The sequence below is a fragment of the Rhizobium phaseoli genome (assembly GCF_001664385.1).
Taxonomy (GTDB): domain Bacteria; phylum Pseudomonadota; class Alphaproteobacteria; order Rhizobiales; family Rhizobiaceae; genus Rhizobium; species Rhizobium phaseoli.
This window is the reverse complement of sequence record NZ_CP013532.1, coordinates 2,413,165-2,428,472: the sequence shown is the minus strand read 5'-3', so window position 1 is coordinate 2,428,472 and position 15,308 is coordinate 2,413,165. Positions and strand designations below refer to the sequence as shown.

General features: G+C 62.0%; 15 protein-coding genes. 7 read left to right on the top strand and 8 right to left on the bottom strand.

What is annotated here, in order from left to right; all coding sequences use genetic code 11:
- Nucleotides 1-100: 100 nt before the first annotated feature.
- The 6 genes from AMC88_RS11815 (at nt 101) to AMC88_RS11790 (ending at nt 6,250) form a co-directional block, all read left to right on the top strand.
- The gene (locus AMC88_RS11815; protein ID WP_010023818.1) at nt 101-1,612 is read left to right on the top strand and encodes a helicase HerA domain-containing protein; all 1,512 of its coding nucleotides are present in this window, start codon (nt 101-103) and stop codon (nt 1,610-1,612) included.
- Between the two features lie 335 nt (nt 1,613-1,947).
- Nucleotides 1,948-2,565, top strand: a complete 618-nt coding sequence (rpsD, locus tag AMC88_RS11810) for a 30S ribosomal protein S4 (protein ID WP_004676212.1) — start codon at nt 1,948-1,950, stop codon at nt 2,563-2,565.
- 71 nt (nt 2,566-2,636) lie between these two features.
- Nucleotides 2,637-3,566 (top strand): glutaminase, encoded by a 930-nt coding sequence (locus AMC88_RS11805; RefSeq protein ID WP_010024905.1) that lies wholly within the window; start codon nt 2,637-2,639, stop codon nt 3,564-3,566.
- Between the two features lie 88 nt (nt 3,567-3,654).
- Nucleotides 3,655-4,527, top strand: coding sequence for a tRNA 2-thiocytidine(32) synthetase TtcA (gene ttcA / locus AMC88_RS11800; RefSeq protein WP_012483995.1), 873 nt, complete (start codon nt 3,655-3,657; stop codon nt 4,525-4,527).
- A gap of 47 nt (nt 4,528-4,574) precedes the next feature.
- Nucleotides 4,575-5,402 (top strand): inositol monophosphatase family protein, encoded by an 828-nt coding sequence (locus AMC88_RS11795; RefSeq protein WP_012483994.1) that lies wholly within the window; start codon nt 4,575-4,577, stop codon nt 5,400-5,402.
- Between the two features lie 23 nt (nt 5,403-5,425).
- Entirely contained in the window at nt 5,426-6,250 is an 825-nt protein-coding gene (locus tag AMC88_RS11790) for an inositol monophosphatase family protein (protein WP_004676227.1), read from the top strand.
- Nucleotides 6,251-6,346: 96 nt separating this feature from the next.
- Here the strand turns inward: AMC88_RS11790 and AMC88_RS11785 are convergent, their stop codons facing one another.
- The 5 genes from AMC88_RS11785 to AMC88_RS11765 form a co-directional block, all read right to left on the bottom strand.
- Complete coding sequence (locus AMC88_RS11785; protein ID WP_012483993.1) at nt 6,347-6,823, bottom strand: GNAT family N-acetyltransferase; 477 nt, start codon at nt 6,821-6,823, stop codon at nt 6,347-6,349.
- 38 nt (nt 6,824-6,861) lie between these two features.
- On the bottom strand, nt 6,862-8,142 hold the full coding sequence (locus tag AMC88_RS11780) for a multidrug effflux MFS transporter (protein WP_012483992.1): 1,281 nt from the start codon (nt 8,140-8,142) through the stop codon (nt 6,862-6,864).
- 35 nt (nt 8,143-8,177) lie between these two features.
- Nucleotides 8,178-9,383, bottom strand: coding sequence for a multidrug effflux MFS transporter (locus tag AMC88_RS11775; protein WP_012483991.1), 1,206 nt, complete (start codon nt 9,381-9,383; stop codon nt 8,178-8,180).
- Between the two features lie 137 nt (nt 9,384-9,520).
- On the bottom strand, nt 9,521-9,856 hold the full coding sequence (grxD, locus tag AMC88_RS11770) for a Grx4 family monothiol glutaredoxin (protein ID WP_012483990.1): 336 nt from the start codon (nt 9,854-9,856) through the stop codon (nt 9,521-9,523).
- Between the two features lie 236 nt (nt 9,857-10,092).
- Entirely contained in the window at nt 10,093-10,323 is a 231-nt protein-coding gene (locus tag AMC88_RS11765; RefSeq protein WP_016733188.1) for a hypothetical protein, read from the bottom strand.
- Nucleotides 10,324-10,487: 164 nt separating this feature from the next.
- Between AMC88_RS11765 and AMC88_RS11760 the strand changes: the two genes are divergently transcribed.
- A complete protein-coding gene (locus tag AMC88_RS11760; RefSeq protein WP_012483988.1) occupies nt 10,488-11,714 on the top strand; it encodes a hypothetical protein in 1,227 nt (408 codons plus the stop codon).
- Between the two features lie 351 nt (nt 11,715-12,065).
- Here AMC88_RS11760 and AMC88_RS11755 read toward each other — a convergent pair whose 3' ends face one another.
- The 3 genes from AMC88_RS11755 to AMC88_RS11745 all read right to left on the bottom strand — a co-directional run bounded on the left by AMC88_RS11755 (nt 12,066) and on the right by AMC88_RS11745 (nt 15,300).
- Complete coding sequence (locus tag AMC88_RS11755) at nt 12,066-12,299, bottom strand: BolA/IbaG family iron-sulfur metabolism protein (RefSeq protein ID WP_010010652.1); 234 nt, start codon at nt 12,297-12,299, stop codon at nt 12,066-12,068.
- 19 nt (nt 12,300-12,318) lie between these two features.
- Nucleotides 12,319-14,550 carry a phosphoribosylformylglycinamidine synthase subunit PurL gene (gene purL, locus AMC88_RS11750; RefSeq protein WP_012483987.1) on the bottom strand — a complete coding sequence of 744 codons (2,232 nt, stop codon included), beginning with the start codon at nt 14,548-14,550 and terminating at the stop codon, nt 12,319-12,321.
- A gap of 171 nt (nt 14,551-14,721) precedes the next feature.
- Nucleotides 14,722-15,300: an acyloxyacyl hydrolase gene (locus tag AMC88_RS11745; RefSeq protein ID WP_004676241.1), complete on the bottom strand. Its 579-nt coding sequence runs from the start codon at nt 15,298-15,300 to the stop codon at nt 14,722-14,724.
- Nucleotides 15,301-15,308 lie beyond the last annotated feature (8 nt).

Genomic DNA, 15,308 nt, shown 5'->3' with positions numbered 1-15,308 from the left:
CCAGCCCTGAAAATCAGCAGATTCTTTGATAGACGGGGCGTTGCCGTTTCGGAAGAATGGCGCTTCGTTCATGTGAGTCTTTTCGTCGCGAGGATCGGCATTGCAAGTTGGCATCGATATGGGATTGGCGTCCGGCAGCCCGGCGACGCTCGATATCGAGGAGCTGCTGGCGACCCGTCTGCTGGTGCAGGGCAATTCCGGATCGGGCAAGTCGCATCTGTTGCGCCGTCTGCTCGAGCAATCCGCGCAATGGGTGCAGCAGGTCATCATTGATCCCGAAGGTGATTTCGTCACGCTCAGCGACAGGTTCGGCCATATCGTCGTTGATGGCGAGCGTACCGAGGCAGAGCTGGCGGGCATCGCCAACCGTATCCGCCAACATCGCGTGTCCTGCGTGCTGACGCTGGAAGGCCTCGACATCGAGCAGCAGATGCGTGCCGCTGCCGCCTTCCTCAACGGCATGTTCGATGCCGACCGCGAATACTGGTATCCCGTTCTTGTCGTCGTCGATGAAGCGCAGATGTTTGCGCCGTCCGTCGGCGGCGATGTCTCGGAAGATGCGCGCAAGATGTCGCTCGGGGCGATGACCAACCTGATGTGCCGCGGCCGTAAGCGCGGCCTTGCCGGCGTCATTGCCACGCAGCGGCTCGCCAAACTCGCCAAAAACGTCGCGGCCGAGGCCTCGAATTTCCTGATGGGCCGCACCTTCCTCGATATCGACATGGCGCGCGCCGCCGATCTGCTCGGCATGGACCGGCGACAGGCGGAGATGTTCCGCGATCTGAAACGCGGCAATTTCGTCGCGCTCGGCCCAGCGCTGTCGCGCCGGCCACTGCCGATCCAGATCGGCGCGGTGGAAACCTCGGCGCGCTCCTCCAGCCCCAAGCTGATGCCGCTGCCGGATGCGCCGCAGGATGTCGAGGACCTGATCTTCACGCCCGATCCGGAGGAGTTTCAGCGTCCGCTGGTGCGCCGCACGCCGCCGGCGCCGCGGCCGACCACGGATATCCTGGCGGAGCTCTCACGCTCGACGCCGGCGGCGTCGCCTGCACCGGTCGAGGCGAGGGCGAGCCAGTCGGAAATATCCGCCGAGGAGCGGGAGGAACGCCTGGCCGGCGTGCTTGCCGAAATACTCGACGATCCCACCTCCGCCTTCCGCACTGATGCCGTGCTCTACCAGGATTTTCTCGTGCGGCTGCGCATGCGCCGCGTGCCGGGACCGCCGATCGCTCTGCCGGATTTCCGCCGGCGCGTGGCGATCTCCCGCTCCGGCGTCGATGCCGCGACGGCGGCGAGCGATGAGTGGACGACGGCGCTGTCGCTGTCGTCAGGCGTCACCGATGATCTGCAGGGTGTGTTCCTGATGCTCGCCAAGGCCGCTGTCTGCGGCGAACCGTGCCCGTCGGACGCGCGCATCGCCCGCGCCTATGGGACCCATTCGGCGCGGCGCGCCCGCCGCCTGCTCGGCTATTTCGAGGAGCAGGGGATCGTCGTCGTGCACACGGATTTCTCCGGCAAGCGTATCGTGGCTTTCCCCGACATGAATTGCCAGACCGCACCGGGTGACGCCAATGCGCCGGATACAGGCGATCAGCCGCTGGCTGCGGAATAGTGGCGCTTTCGGGCTCTAGAACAGGGTGATTTTAGGCCCGCTGGGCCTAAAATCATCCTGTTCTCAATTAAAGGGTTAGAGCATGATGTCGTCCGAAAATCGCCTACACTCTTCGGCATCATGCTCTAGCGCAGTTGACATTTTCATGACGGGCCTCTAAAGACCGCGCCAAGCACCGGGCAGCAATGTCCGGTGTTTCATTTAACATGTCCCGTGGATCGTTTCTGTTCGCGTAACCGAAACATCCTGTCGGCTCTCGAAAGAGATCAGAGGAGGGCGTGTTTCCTTCGTGCGGTTTGGCAACAAGCCGCCATAAACCTTTGAAAGGAAATGCGATGAGCAAGCGCGAATCGTCCAAGTACAAAATTGACCGCCGTATGGGCGAAAACATCTGGGGCCGTCCGAAGTCCCCGGTGAACCGCCGCGAATACGGCCCGGGCCAGCACGGCCAGCGCCGCAAGGGCAAGCTTTCGGACTTCGGTGTGCAGCTGCGCGCCAAGCAGAAGCTCAAGGGCTACTACGGTGACCTGCGCGAAAAGCAGTTCCGCGCGATCTTCGCCGAAGCCGATCGCCGCAAGGGCGACACCTCGGAAAACCTGATCGGTCTTCTCGAATCCCGCCTGGATGCGATCGTCTATCGCGCCAAGTTCGTCCCGACGGTCTTTGCTGCCCGTCAGTTCGTCAACCATGGCCACGTCACCGTCAACGGCGTCCGCGTCAACATCGGTTCGTACCGCTGCAAGGCCGGCGACGTCATCGAAGTTCGCGAAAAGTCGAAGCAACTGGTGACCGTTCTGGAAGCCGTCAGCCTCGCCGAGCGCGACGTTCCGGATTACATCGAAGTCGATCACAACAAGATGGTCGCTACCTTCGGCCGCGTCCCGACGCTCAGCGACGTTCCGTTCCCGGTCGTCATGGAACCGCATCTGGTCGTCGAATTCTATTCGCGTTAATAAGCACCAGGCGTTTTCGCTTTGGAAAAGCCGCTCTTTCGGGCGGCTTTTTTGTTATTCGGAGAGAAGCGATGGCGGATCTAAAGGCGATCCTCGACAGTATCTATACCGATATCCTGCCCCGGGTCGGCGAGGGCAAGGTCGCCGACTACATTCCCGAGCTCGCCAAGGTCGATCCGCGGCAGTTCGGCATGGCAATCGTCACCGTCGACGGCAAGGTCTATCGTGTCGGCGATGCCGATATCGCATTCTCGATCCAGAGCATCTCCAAGGTCTTCATGCTGACCTTGGCGCTCGGCAAGGTCGGCGAAGGTCTATGGAAGCGCGTCGGGCGCGAGCCGTCAGGATCGGCATTTAATTCCATCGTCCAGCTCGAGCACGAAAGCGGCATCCCGCGCAATCCCTTCATCAATGCCGGCGCGATCGCCGTCACCGACGTCGTCATGGCCGGCCATGCACCGCGCGAGGCGATCGGTGAACTGCTGCGCTTCGTGCGTTATCTCGCCGATGACGAATCGATCACCATCGACGACAAAGTGGCGCGCTCGGAAACGCAGACGGGATACCGCAATGTCGCGCTCGCCAACTTCATGCGCGCCTACCGCAATCTCGACCATCCCGTCGATCACGTACTCGGCGTCTATTTCCATCAATGCGCCCTGTCGATGAGCTGCGAGCAGCTGGCCCGCGCCGGGCTGTTCCTGGCAGCGCGCGGCAGCAATCCGATGACCGGTCATTCCGTGGTGTCGCCGAAGCGGGCGCGGCGCATCAATGCGCTGATGCTGACCTGCGGCCATTACGACGGCTCGGGCGACTTCGCCTATCATGTCGGTCTGCCCGGCAAGAGCGGTGTCGGCGGCGGCATCTTCGCGGTTGCGCCGGGCATTGCCTCGATCGCGGTCTGGTCGCCTGGGCTGAACAAGGTCGGCAATTCGCAGCTCGGCGCCGTGGCGCTGGAGATGCTGGCGGCGCGCACCGGCTGGTCGGTGTTCGGTGATTGATGCTGTGTTGCCGGGTGACTTTCTGCTAAAGGCAGCTTGATAAGACGGGCAGGCAATTCAAGCCTGCAATCTTCGATTGGACGAGATCATGAATATCGCAGCCAACCTCGCGGAGGATCTGGGGCCTGTTGTATCAGGGGATGAGATCGGCCATGCGCTGTTTGCCGACGCCCCGCGTTCGGTCTCCTTCAACAAGCTGCGCAAGCGGCTGCTCAGACAGGTGCGTCAGGCCTTCGACGATTTCGATATGCTGAAAGGCCAGAAGCGTTGGCTAATCGGCCTTTCCGGCGGCAAAGATTCCTACGGGCTGCTGGCGCTGCTGCTTGATCTCCAATGGCGCGGGCTGCTGCCGGTCGAACTCATCGCCTGCAATCTCGACCAGGGGCAGCCGAACTTTCCGAAGCACGTACTGCCGGATTATCTGACGAGGATCGGCGTCCGGCACCGGATTGAATATCGGGACACGTATTCGATCGTGAAGGAGAAGGTGCCGGAAGGGGCGACCTATTGCTCGCTCTGTTCGCGGCTGCGGCGCGGCAATCTCTACCGCATCGCCCGGGAGGAAGGTTGCGATGCGCTGGTGCTCGGCCACCATCGCGAGGATATTCTCGAAACCTTTTTCATGAACTTCTTCCATGGCGGGCGGCTCGCCTCGATGCCGGCGAAACTTCTAAACGACGAGGGCGACCTGATGGTGCTGCGGCCGCTTGCCTATGCGGCCGAAGACGACCTCGCGAAGTTCGCCGTCGCTATGCAGTTTCCGATCATCCCCTGCGATCTCTGCGGCTCGCAGGACGGGCTGCAGCGCAATGCGATGAAGGACATGCTCGCCGATATCGAGCGGCGGATGCCGGGGCGCAAGGACACGATGCTGCGGGCGCTCGCGCATGTGAATCCCTCGCATTTGCTCGATCCGAAGCTCTTCGACTTTTCCAGCTTGACAGTCGCCGACCCTTCGTGAAAGCCGGCTGCGGGAGGCTGGTCGTTGCATGAAGGACAGGATTTCGCATGTGCATTTCAGATAAGGATATTCTCTTTCTTGGCGATAGCGTCAGGCAGGCGGCACGCGCCGAAATCATGCCGCGTTTCCGCAATCTCGGCACTGCCGATGTTTCGGAAAAGACCTCGGCGATCGACGTGGTGACGCAGGCGGATCTGCTCGCCGAACATAGAATTACCGCGGCGCTGAAAGAGCGATTTCCCGCAGCCCTCGTCGTCGGCGAGGAGGCCTATGACGCCGATCGGTCCGTCGTTCCGGCACTTGCCGATGCCGAGCTCGCCTTCGTCATCGATCCCGTCGATGGCACCTTCAATTTCGCCGCCGGGCTTCCCGTCTTCGGGACGATGCTGGCGGTCACCGTCAGGGGCGAGACGGTCGCCGGCATCATTCATGATCCAGTCCTTGGCGATACGGTGACGGCGATCAAGGGAGCGGGCGCCTTCCTGACGCGACAGGACGGCCAATCGAGCAGGCTCCAGGTGGCGGAGCCCGCCGCCCTAAACCAGATGGTCGGCGGCATCTCCTGGGGCCATATGGATGACCCTGATCGCTCGCGCATCTGCTCCAACCTGGCCAAGATCAGGATGACCTTCGCCTTCAACTGCTCGGCCTATGAATATTGGATGGTCGCCTCCGGCAAGCTGCATTTCATCGGCCATGCGAAGCTGATGCCCTGGGATCACCTGGCCGGCGTGCTTGCACATCAGGAGGCCGGCGGCCATACGGCGAAATTCGACGGCACGCCCTATCGCCCCGGCGAGACGACCGGCGGCATCATCTCAGCGCCCGACAGGGACAGCTGGCAGCTGATCCGCCGCGAGATCATCGGCATCTGATTTGACACGCGAAAGGATTTGACATGACTGCGACTGTCGACGTGACCGCTCTTGCCGATCTCTTGCGCCGGGCGGCGAAGGCGGAGATTCTGCCGCGTTTCCGCCGGCTTGGCCGGGATGAGGTGCGCGCCAAGAGCGAGGCGACCGATCTCGTCACCGAGGCCGACGAGCAGGCCGAGCGGATGATCAAGGCGGAATCCGAGCGGCTTTGGCCGGGCGCGCTGTTCGTCGGCGAAGAAACGGTCGCAGCCGAGCCGGCGCTGCTTGGCCGGCTGGCCGACGCCGATCTCGCCATCGTCGTCGATCCGGTCGACGGCACGTTCAATTTCGCCGCCGGCATCCCGGCCTTCGGCGTCATGGCCTCCGTCATATCGGGCGGAGAGACGATTGCCGGCATCATTTACGATCCGATGGGCGACGATTGGGTGATGGCGGAAAAGGGGGGCGGCGCCTGGCTGCGGCGGCCGGATGGCGAAGCGCGGCGGCTGCGCGCGGCCGAGCCTGTCGCGCTCGACCAGATGGTCGGCATGGCCTCCACCGGCTACCTGCCGCAGGAGAAGCGGGCCGAGATTCTCGGCAATCTTGCCAAAGTGCGCTTCCTCACCAACTATCGCTGCGCGGCCCATGAATACCGCACCCTTGCAGGCGGCCACGTACACTACCTCATGTACAACAAGCTGATGCCCTGGGATCATCTGGCCGGCACGCTAATCTCGCAGGAGGCGGGCGCCCATGCCGCCCGTTTCGACGGTTCTTCCTACCTCCCGCACCATCTCGACGGCGGGTTGCTGGTTGCACCCGACAAGGCCTCGTGGGAGCTGCTGCGCCGTGAGGTCGTCACGGTCTGAACGACGAAAACCGGCCGGAGAACACCTATCTTGCGGCCGTCGCCTGCGACGGGAAATGCCGCCTGCATTCGACGACGCGTGTCGGTGGTTCGAGCGCTACTCCGCGTAGAGCTTTTCCATGAGGAAATTTTCGAGGCTTTGCCCACGTTTTTCGACGGTTTGCCTGGCCATCACGCGGAAGCCCCTGCGTTCGAAAAACGGTCGTGCGGTTCGGCTCGCCTCCGTATATATTCGCGTGAATCCGCGGTTCAGAGCTTCCTCCTCGACCCTGCTCAACAGGCGGGTTGCGATGCCGAGCCCCTGAAATTCAGGGTGCACGAACATCATGTCCAGGCACCCGTCATCGGTCAGGTCGGAAAAGCCCACCGGCGCGCCATCGATTTCCGCGATCCAGCCAGGTCTGCTTATCCGGCGCTGCGCCCATAGGCTGCGATCTTCCACTTTTGCCCAGGCCTCGATCTGAGCAGGCAAATAGTCTTTCGATGAAACCTCCCGAATGGCGCGCAGAAATATCTCGATCGTCGCGTCGGCGTCTCTCGGCGCGTAAGGCCTGATCAGAATTCGGTCGTCCATCGGAAATGCCTTTCGCGCCGACGCCAATGATTTCGATATCAGAAGTGCGCCGCACCCGGATCGAGCTGCGGGCTGTCTCCGGGATGACTGAAGAGCTTACCGTTCTCGGCCCAGAGGGTGGCTGCGATCGTCACCATGCCGAAGAACGCGAAGCCGCCGAAGAGAGGCTGCACCGTGCCGTTGAACATCTGGCCGACCAGGCCGCCGAGGATGGCGCCTGCCGTCGTCGAGACGAAGCCGGTGATGGCAGTCGCCGTCCCGGCGAGATTGCCCATCGGCTCAAGGCTGATGGCGGTGAAATTGGTGGCGATCACGGCAAACATCATCAGCACGATTGTGAAGATGCCATAGGCTGTGGCGAAATCCGCTTTGCCGGCCAGGGCAATGAAAAATCCGATTGCCGACAGTGCCGTGAAGATCAGCAGCGCGGCATGCGAAATGCGGCGCATGCCGAATTTGCGGACGAAGAAGCCATTGGCGAAATTCGCCACCGCAATGCCGCCGGCGGTGGCGGCAAAAGCGATCGGCAGCCAGTCGCCAAGACCATAGACCTCGCCGAAAACCTGCTGAACAGAAATCACATAAGCGCTGATGACGCCGGTGAACATTGTGAGGCCGATCATGTAGCCGCAGGTTATGCGGTTGGTGAGCACGGTCTTGAAGCCGTCCGTAACCGAGCTGACCGACAGCGGCAGGCGCTCTTCCGGCGGCAGCGATTCCTTCAGCCGCAGAACTGCCCAGACGAAGAGGATGGTGGCGACGGCGCCGAGCAGGATGAAGATCCAGTGCCAGTTGGCATAGAGGATGATGAGTTGGCCCACCGAGGGTGCGACGATCGGCACGATCATGAAGACGATCATGACATAGGACATGACGCGGGCCATTTCGCGGCCGCCGAAGCAGTCGCGGACGATCGCCATGGTGGTGATGCGCACCGCCGCACCGCCGACGCCCTGCACGAAGCGCATGAGGAGCAGCATTTCGAAGCTGCCGGCGGCGGCAGCGGCAAACATGCCGACCACATAGCAGACGAGGCCGCCGAGCAGGATGTTGCGGCGGCCGAACGTGTCGGAAAGGCTGCCGAAGAATATCTGCGAAACGCCGAAGCCAAGAAAGAAGACGCCGATGATGAGCTGGGCGTCGTTTGCGTTGGTGACGCCGAGGGAGTGGCCGATATTCGGCAAGGCCGGCAGCATGCTGTCGATTGCCATGGCGATGCTGGCCGTCATGATGGCAATGGTGACGACGAATTCGCCGAAGCCCATGCCGATGCGTCGGGAGCCCTGGTTTTCCTGGTGCGGTTTATGCGGCGGCGTCATGTGGAGATATCCTGGATGCGGATGAGGTCGGCGTTTCAAACGGCCGAATTGTGCTGCTGGAAGAGGCGGCCCTTCTCGGCAATCAGCACGAAGACCAACCCGACGATCGAGACCGTAAAATAGCCGGCGACCATCGGCAGGGCAGTGCCGTCGAAGGCCTGGCCGATGCCGGCGCCGATCATGGCGCCGCCGACCGTGCTCATGAAGCCGAGGACGGAGGAGGCGGTGCCGGCAACATGGCCGAGCGGCTCCATGGCGAGCGAGTTGAAGTTCGAGCCGATCCAGCCGAACTGGAACATGGCCAGACCGAAGAAGGTGATGAACAGCGCGAAAGGCATCGGCTCCGAACTCGTCATCTGGACGATGAGCCAGATGGTGTTGATGGCGATGAAGCCGAGGAGCGAACCGTGCGACAGGCGACGCATGCCGAGCTTGCCGACGAAGCGCGAATTGAAGAAGGACGACAGCGACATGAAGATCGCAACGCCGGCGAAGGCGACGGGGAAATAGACGCCGAGACCGTAAATGCCGACATAGACCTGCTGAGCGGAATTGATAAAGCCGAACAGCGCACCGAAGATGAACGTGCTGGCGATGGTGTAGCAGAGCGCCACGCGATTGGTCAGCACCAGCTTGAAGGCGCCGAAGATCGAACGGGCGGTGAAGGGGCGGACATTCTGAGGATGCAGGGTTTCCGGCAGGCGGATGTAAGCCCAGACGGCGATAGCGGTCGCCATGGCGGCGATGAAGAGGAAGATAAGGTGCCAGTTTCCGAAGAACATGACGACCTGGCCGGTGCCGGGCGCGATCACCGGCACGATCATGAAGACCATCATGATCAGCGACATGACCTCGGCCATCTGCCGGCCGCCATAAATATCGCGGACAATGGAGACGGTGATGACGCGGGTTGCGGCCGACCCAACGCCCTGCAGGAAGCGCAGGGCGAGCAATCCCGCAAAGGAGGGGACGAAAACGATGCTGATGGCGGATAGGATGTAGATGACGAGACCGATCAACAGCGGCGTGCGGCGGCCGAAACGGTCGGAGAGCGGTCCGTAAAACAGCTGAGCGCAGCCGAAACCGAGCAGATAGGTGGAGACGACGAATTGCCGATGATTTTCGCTCTCGACGCCGAGGCTCGCCCCGATCTGCTGCAGCGCCGGCAGCATGATATCGATCGCCAAGGAGTTGACGGCCATCAGGAAGGCGGCGAGCGCGATGAATTCACGCTTGCCCATGGGCAGGCGGCCCGCGGACACGGCTTGCGATGAATCTGTCACAATGAAATTCCCATAAACAGGTCAAGGCGCTGCTGGCTGCAGCGCCTCGAACTCGAGAAACAGATTTGGAAACCGGGCGGACGTCCGGTGACCGGTCAGGCGGCGCCGCGAACGGTGACGCCGTTTTCCTGGAGATGCTGTTGCAGCTCACCGGCCTGGAACATTTCCCGGACGATGTCGCAGCCGCCGATGAACTCGCCTTTTACGTAAAGCTGCGGGATCGTCGGCCAGTTGGAATAATCCTTGATGCCCTGGCGGATCTCCGAATCGGCGAGCACGTTGATGCCCTTGTAGTCGACGCCGATATAATCGAGAATCTGCACGACCTGGCCGGAGAAACCGCACTGCGGAAACTGCGGCGTGCCCTTCATGAAGAGGACGACGTCGTTGTTCTTGATTTCGTTGTCGATGAATTCGTGAATGCCGCTCATGGAACCTGATCCTTTCAACGGGCGGGTTAAAGGCCCACCGTTTCAATCGTTGTCCTTAGATAGCATGTGACAGCAGGAATTCCAGACGCCTAAACTAAAAAAAGACCAATCTGGTCAGACCACTTCGGCGATGTGGCTATCACGTTACGGTTGTCGGACCAGATGAGCCTGCATCCGGTCGATTTCGACGCCGCCGAGAGGCCGCGCTCGGCGGTCGGATAACATCGCGTCGGACCTCAGCTGCGGCGCTGGCGACTGCGACCGGCTGCTGTGCGGCGCTTGCTGACCTGTTTGCGGGCAGGTTTGCGCTTGGCGGAGGTCGTCTTTCGGGTGGCAGCCGTTGTCGCAGCAGGGCGCGTCTTGCGCCGCCGACGCTTCGTCGTGATGCGGCCGGTGGTTTTCTTCAGGATTTCCTTCAACACGCTGTCGACGACGCCTGATATCAATTCTTTGACAAGATCGGCCACAAACCCCTCCGTTCACGATGGAAATGACATGGCTGCTATTGAATTCCTGATGACTTCGGTTAGCAAGACGCCTTCGAGACCATACCTGCTTTTTCGCCGAGATCGGCGCCACAGCAGCCGGATCGCATCAACATGCCGGCCAGTCGCCCGGCCGAAAGAGCGGAATGAGATTGATAAAGAAGCGGGTCGTCCTGCATTTTCCGGGCTTCGAGCCGCTTGACGGCGTTGCCCACCGGGCGCGCTACGAGCGTTCAGCCAGGCAGAGTTCCGCCGTTTGGGGTTATTCGCTCGAAATCGGGACGCCGGACGCCGGCAGCGATCCTCTTAGTTTCGAGGTTACAACCAGCGGCGCGGCGCCCGGGGCAGCTGGAGCCGCTCCCGGGGCAGCCGAGTTGCCGCCTGGGGCAGCCGGGGCAGACCCTGCTCCTGTCAATTGGCAGACGAAGAGCCGGATCCATATGGTCGATCACGACCTGTTCGTGCGCAGGCTGCGCAGCGGCAATACGCTGAGCCAGATCGTTGCGGGTTTTCGCAGTTGCGCCCAGATCATGCTCGAAGGCGGCATGCGGGGATATTTCCGTCATGCCTGGCGCTTCGGCCTTTTCTTCGTCTTTCCGTTCCTGCTGACAGCGCTGGCGGTCGCGCTGACGGCACAGATCGCCGTCGCCCCCTATAGTCTCGGTTTATCGCCCTGGCATATGCTCTGGAGCGGGCCGCTGGCGCTCTGCTTCTTCATCTTCGCCTTCCTGCCGTTTTCCGAACGCTTCCACACGCTGCATCTCTTTGCCGATTGGGCAATGGCGGTGGCGCTTGGCCGCATGCACCGGGCCGATTTCAACGACTGGCTGGAAGAGCGGGCCAGCGCCGTGCGCAGGGCGCTTGACGAAGAGGCGGATGAATATGTGATTTCCTCGCACAGCATGGGCTCGAGCGTTGCCGCCCATGTCATCGGCATATTGCTGGAAAGGGAGCCGGAGATCTTCAAGGGCAAGCGCGTAGTGTTTGCCTCACTCGGCAGCGCCATCCTGCAATGCGCGCTGCTGTCGTCGGCGACCGTGTTGCGCGCCCGCGTCGGCTTGATTGCCCGCTGTCAGGAGATTTCGTGGCTCGACGTGCAGTGCCTGACGGATTCGATCAATTTCTACAAGGTACCGGTTGTCGCGGTCTGCGGTCACGCGGACGCGCCCCCCGCGAAAATGCTCCTGATCCGCGTCAAACAGATGCTGACACGCGAACATTACCGCAAGATCCGCAAGGATCAGCTGCGCGTCCATCGGCAATATGTATTGGGGCCGGATTTGCAAGCGCCCTTCGACTTCACGCTGATGACATCGGGGCCGCTGCCGGCTTCGGTGTTTGCTGATCCGGAGCAGGACAGGTTGCCGGCTTGAAGGCCCGAGTACCTCGATAGCGATGGACGTATAGCCTCTAGATCGAGTTCGTTGGTGGGTTCTTTTGGGGGCTTGACTTAATTCCAGCCCGCCAGGGCGTCGGGATCAATGGGTGCTCACCACCACGGCCCGACCCCAGCCTCCGTCATGCTCGGCCTTGAGCCGAGCATCCACACCGCATCCGTCAGCAGCTGACGCATGGATCCCAGGCCCAAGGCCTGGGATGACGGAGGGTGTGGTTGGCGTTCTCGCCGCCGGTATACACAGCAGATGCTATATCCCGGCCTCCCTTACCACCTGTGCTTGCACAGGAACGAGGAGCAGAGGGGATGGCGGCGGCCTGCTTCAATGTCAATCCGGCGCCGAGGTCTGCAGCGCGAGCGCGTGCAATACGCCACCCATATTCCCCTTGAGCGCCTCGTAGACCATCTGGTGCTGCTGCACGCGGCTCTTGCCGCGGAAGACTTCGGCGACGACTTCGGCGGCGTAATGATCGCCGTCGCCCGCCAGATCGCGGATCGTCACCTTGGCACCGGGAATCCCAGCCTTGATCATGTCTTCTATATCGCCGGGTTTCATGGCCATGATCGTTACTCCTTGCGCATTATTCCGCGGCGAGTTCGCCGCGGCCTTCCATGAAATCAGGGAACCACGATTCATGGGTATCGCGCAATTGCTGAATCGGCAGCGTAATGAGATCGTCGACGACGAGTGCATCTCCACCGACCGTGCCGAGGCGACGGAAGGGAACGCCCGCGCCTTCGGCATTGACGCAGACGAAATCCGCCACATCGGCCGGCACCGTCAGCACATAACGCGCCTGATCCTCGCCGAAGAGCAGCGCATGCGGCGCACCCTTGCATTCGCCGAGATCAATCGTCAGCCCCTTGCCGGATGCCATGGCCATTTCAGCCAGCGCGACGGCAAGGCCACCCGAGGAAATGTCATGGCAGGCGGTTGCCTGGTCGTTGCGGATGACGGAGCGGACAAAATCGCCGTTGCGGCGCTCGGCGAAGAGATCCACTTCGGGGGCGGGACCTTCGCGGCTGTCGAGCACGTCCCTGAGATAGACGGACTGGCCGAGATGGCTGCCGTCGAGGCCGATCATGATCACCTTGTCGCCGTCATTGGCGCTGCCAATCCGGGCCATCTTGCTCCAGTCCGGCAGCAGGCCGACGCCTGCGATCGTCGGGGTCGGCAGGATGGCGACGCCGTTGGTCTCGTTGTAGAGCGACACATTGCCCGAGACGATCGGGAAGTCGAGCGCACGGCAGGCTTCGCCGATGCCCTTCACCGCCTGAACGAACTGGCCCATGATCTCGGGCTTTTCGGGGTTGCCGAAGTTGAGATTGTCGGTAGCGGCGAGCGGCTCGGCACCGGTCGCGGTGATGTTGCGCCAGCATTCGGCGACAGCCTGCTTGCCGCCCTCGAAGGGATCGGCCTCGACATAACGCGGCGTGACATCGGAGGAGAAGGCGAGCGCCTTACTCTTGTGGCCATCAACGCGCACGACGCCGGCGTCGCCGCCCGGAAGCTGCAGCGAATTGCCCTGGATCAGCGTGTCATATTGCTCGTAGACCCAGCGGCGGCTCGACTGGTTGGCCGAGCCGACGAGCTGCAGCAGCGCCTGGCCGTAATTCTTGGGTGCGGCGACGAGATTGGCGGGCAGGGGCGCGGGCTTACCGGATTCGCGCCAGGGGCGATCGTATTCCGGCGCCTGGTCGCCGAGATCCTTGATCGGCAGGTTGGCGACTTCTTCGCCCTGATGCACCACGCGGAAGCGCAGGTCGTCGGTCGTCTTGCCGACGATGGCGAAATCGAGACCCCATTTGACGAAGATCGCCTTGGCTTGCTCTTCCTTTTCCGGCTGAAGCACCATGAGCATGCGCTCCTGGCTTTCCGACAGCATCATCTCGTAGGCGGTCATGCGCTCTTCGCGGACCGGCACTTTGTCGAGTTCGAGCAGGATGCCGAGATCGCCCTTGGCGCCCATTTCGACGGCCGAGCAGGTGAGGCCGGCGGCACCCATGTCCTGGATGGCGATGACGGCGCCGGTCTGCATCAGCTCGAGGCAGGCCTCGAGCAGGCACTTTTCGGTGAAGGGGTCGCCGACCTGAACCGTCGGGCGCTTTTCTTCGATCGATTCGTCGAATTCGGCCGACGCCATCGTCGCGCCGCCGACGCCGTCGCGGCCGGTCTTGGCGCCGAGATAGACGACCGGAAGGCCGACGCCCTTGGCTTCGGAGAGGAAAATGGCGTTGGATTTCGCGATACCGGCGGCAAAGGCATTGACGAGGATGTTGCCGTTATAACGGGCATCGAACTCGACTTCGCCGCCGACCGTCGGCACGCCGAAGGAATTGCCGTAACCGCCGACGCCGGAGACGACGCCCGAAACGAGATGACGGGTCTTGGGATGATCCGGTTCGCCGAAGCGCAGGGCGTTCATCGCGGCGATCGGACGCGCGCCCATGGTGAAGACGTCGCGCAGGATGCCGCCGACGCCGGTCGCGGCCCCCTGGTAAGGCTCGATATAGGAGGGGTGGTTGTGGCTCTCCATCTTGAAGACGACGCAATCGCCGTCATCGATATCGACCACGCCGGCATTCTCGCCGGGACCCTGGATGACCCGCGGCCCCTTGGTCGGCAGCGTGCGCAGCCATTTCTTCGAGGATTTGTAGGAGCAGTGCTCGTTCCACATGGCCGAGAAGATGCCAAGCTCGGTGAAAGTCGGTTCGCGGCCGATCAGATCCAGGATGCGCTGGTACTCGTCCGGCTTCAGGCCATGGCCCGCGATGAGTTCCGGCGTGATCGGGATAGTGTTTGGAATGGTCATGAGCGGAAAGGTCCCTGGCGCGTTTTGCGCTGTCTTTAGCTTATGTAGCGGCGGCGCGCGACAGGAAAATGCCCGCCGTCAACACAGTGAACTGACTCCCGAAGCTGGACACCCAACTTCGGGGGCAATTCACGGGGGCGGGCAGGCTTTTTCGCAAAAAGCGGGAATTGCTCAGAACTTGTAGCCGATCTGGATGCCGGCGCGCGTCATGCCATCGTTCGGGCCGTCGCAGAGATTGGCATGCGAGGAGTGGGCAATCTGGGCCATGACGTTCCAATGCGGAGTGAAACGGTAGCCGGCACCGGCATATTCGTGGAAGAGGACGCGGCAGCCGAGTTCCGGGCCGTCATCATCGTCATCGAGATCGCCGGTGTGAACGACGCCGCCGAAACCGGCTTCGGCAAAGAGCTTGTCGTTGAAATCGACCGTCCAGGTGAAACCGGTGAAGAATTGGGTGGCTTCCCCCGATGTGCCGATCGAGGTGCCGAGATGGACACGGGGACGCAGCAATTTTTGCCAACCGACCGTTTCATCATAGCCGAAGGGATCGAAGAGGGCGGTAACTTCGGGAAAGACGCCATTTTCCCTGGAGTGCCCGGATTGTACCGAGGCCGAAACGCCGAAGCGCAGTTCGTCGAATATTTGTTCACCTGCACTTGCGGAGCCGGTCATGGCAAAAAAGCCAACTACCGCTGCCGCCGACGCTGTACCCAAGAAGCGCAGAGCGACTTTGCCGAAGTCGATCTTCATCTGCTGTC

Bases quoted from the DNA above. Each gene is read 5' to 3' on its own strand.
- rpsD (WP_004676212.1), top strand. From the start codon at position 1,948: ATGAGCAAGCGCGAATCGTCCAAGTACAAAATTGACCGCCGTATGGGC.
- AMC88_RS11805 (WP_010024905.1), top strand. From the start codon at position 2,637: ATGGCGGATCTAAAGGCGATCCTCGACAGTATCTATACCGATATCCTG.
- ttcA (WP_012483995.1), top strand. From the start codon at position 3,655: ATGAATATCGCAGCCAACCTCGCGGAGGATCTGGGGCCTGTTGTATCA.
- AMC88_RS11795 (WP_012483994.1), top strand. From the start codon at position 4,575: ATGTGCATTTCAGATAAGGATATTCTCTTTCTTGGCGATAGCGTCAGG.
- AMC88_RS11790 (WP_004676227.1), top strand. From the start codon at position 5,426: ATGACTGCGACTGTCGACGTGACCGCTCTTGCCGATCTCTTGCGCCGG.
- AMC88_RS11785 (WP_012483993.1), bottom strand. From the start codon at position 6,823: ATGGACGACCGAATTCTGATCAGGCCTTACGCGCCGAGAGACGCCGAC.
- AMC88_RS11780 (WP_012483992.1), bottom strand. From the start codon at position 8,142: ATGACGCCGCCGCATAAACCGCACCAGGAAAACCAGGGCTCCCGACGC.
- AMC88_RS11775 (WP_012483991.1), bottom strand. From the start codon at position 9,383: ATGGGCAAGCGTGAATTCATCGCGCTCGCCGCCTTCCTGATGGCCGTC.
- grxD (WP_012483990.1), bottom strand. From the start codon at position 9,856: ATGAGCGGCATTCACGAATTCATCGACAACGAAATCAAGAACAACGAC.
- AMC88_RS11760 (WP_012483988.1), top strand. From the start codon at position 10,488: ATGAGATTGATAAAGAAGCGGGTCGTCCTGCATTTTCCGGGCTTCGAG.
- AMC88_RS11755 (WP_010010652.1), bottom strand. From the start codon at position 12,299: ATGGCCATGAAACCCGGCGATATAGAAGACATGATCAAGGCTGGGATT.
- purL (WP_012483987.1), bottom strand. From the start codon at position 14,550: ATGACCATTCCAAACACTATCCCGATCACGCCGGAACTCATCGCGGGC.
- AMC88_RS11745 (WP_004676241.1), bottom strand. From the start codon at position 15,300: ATGAAGATCGACTTCGGCAAAGTCGCTCTGCGCTTCTTGGGTACAGCG.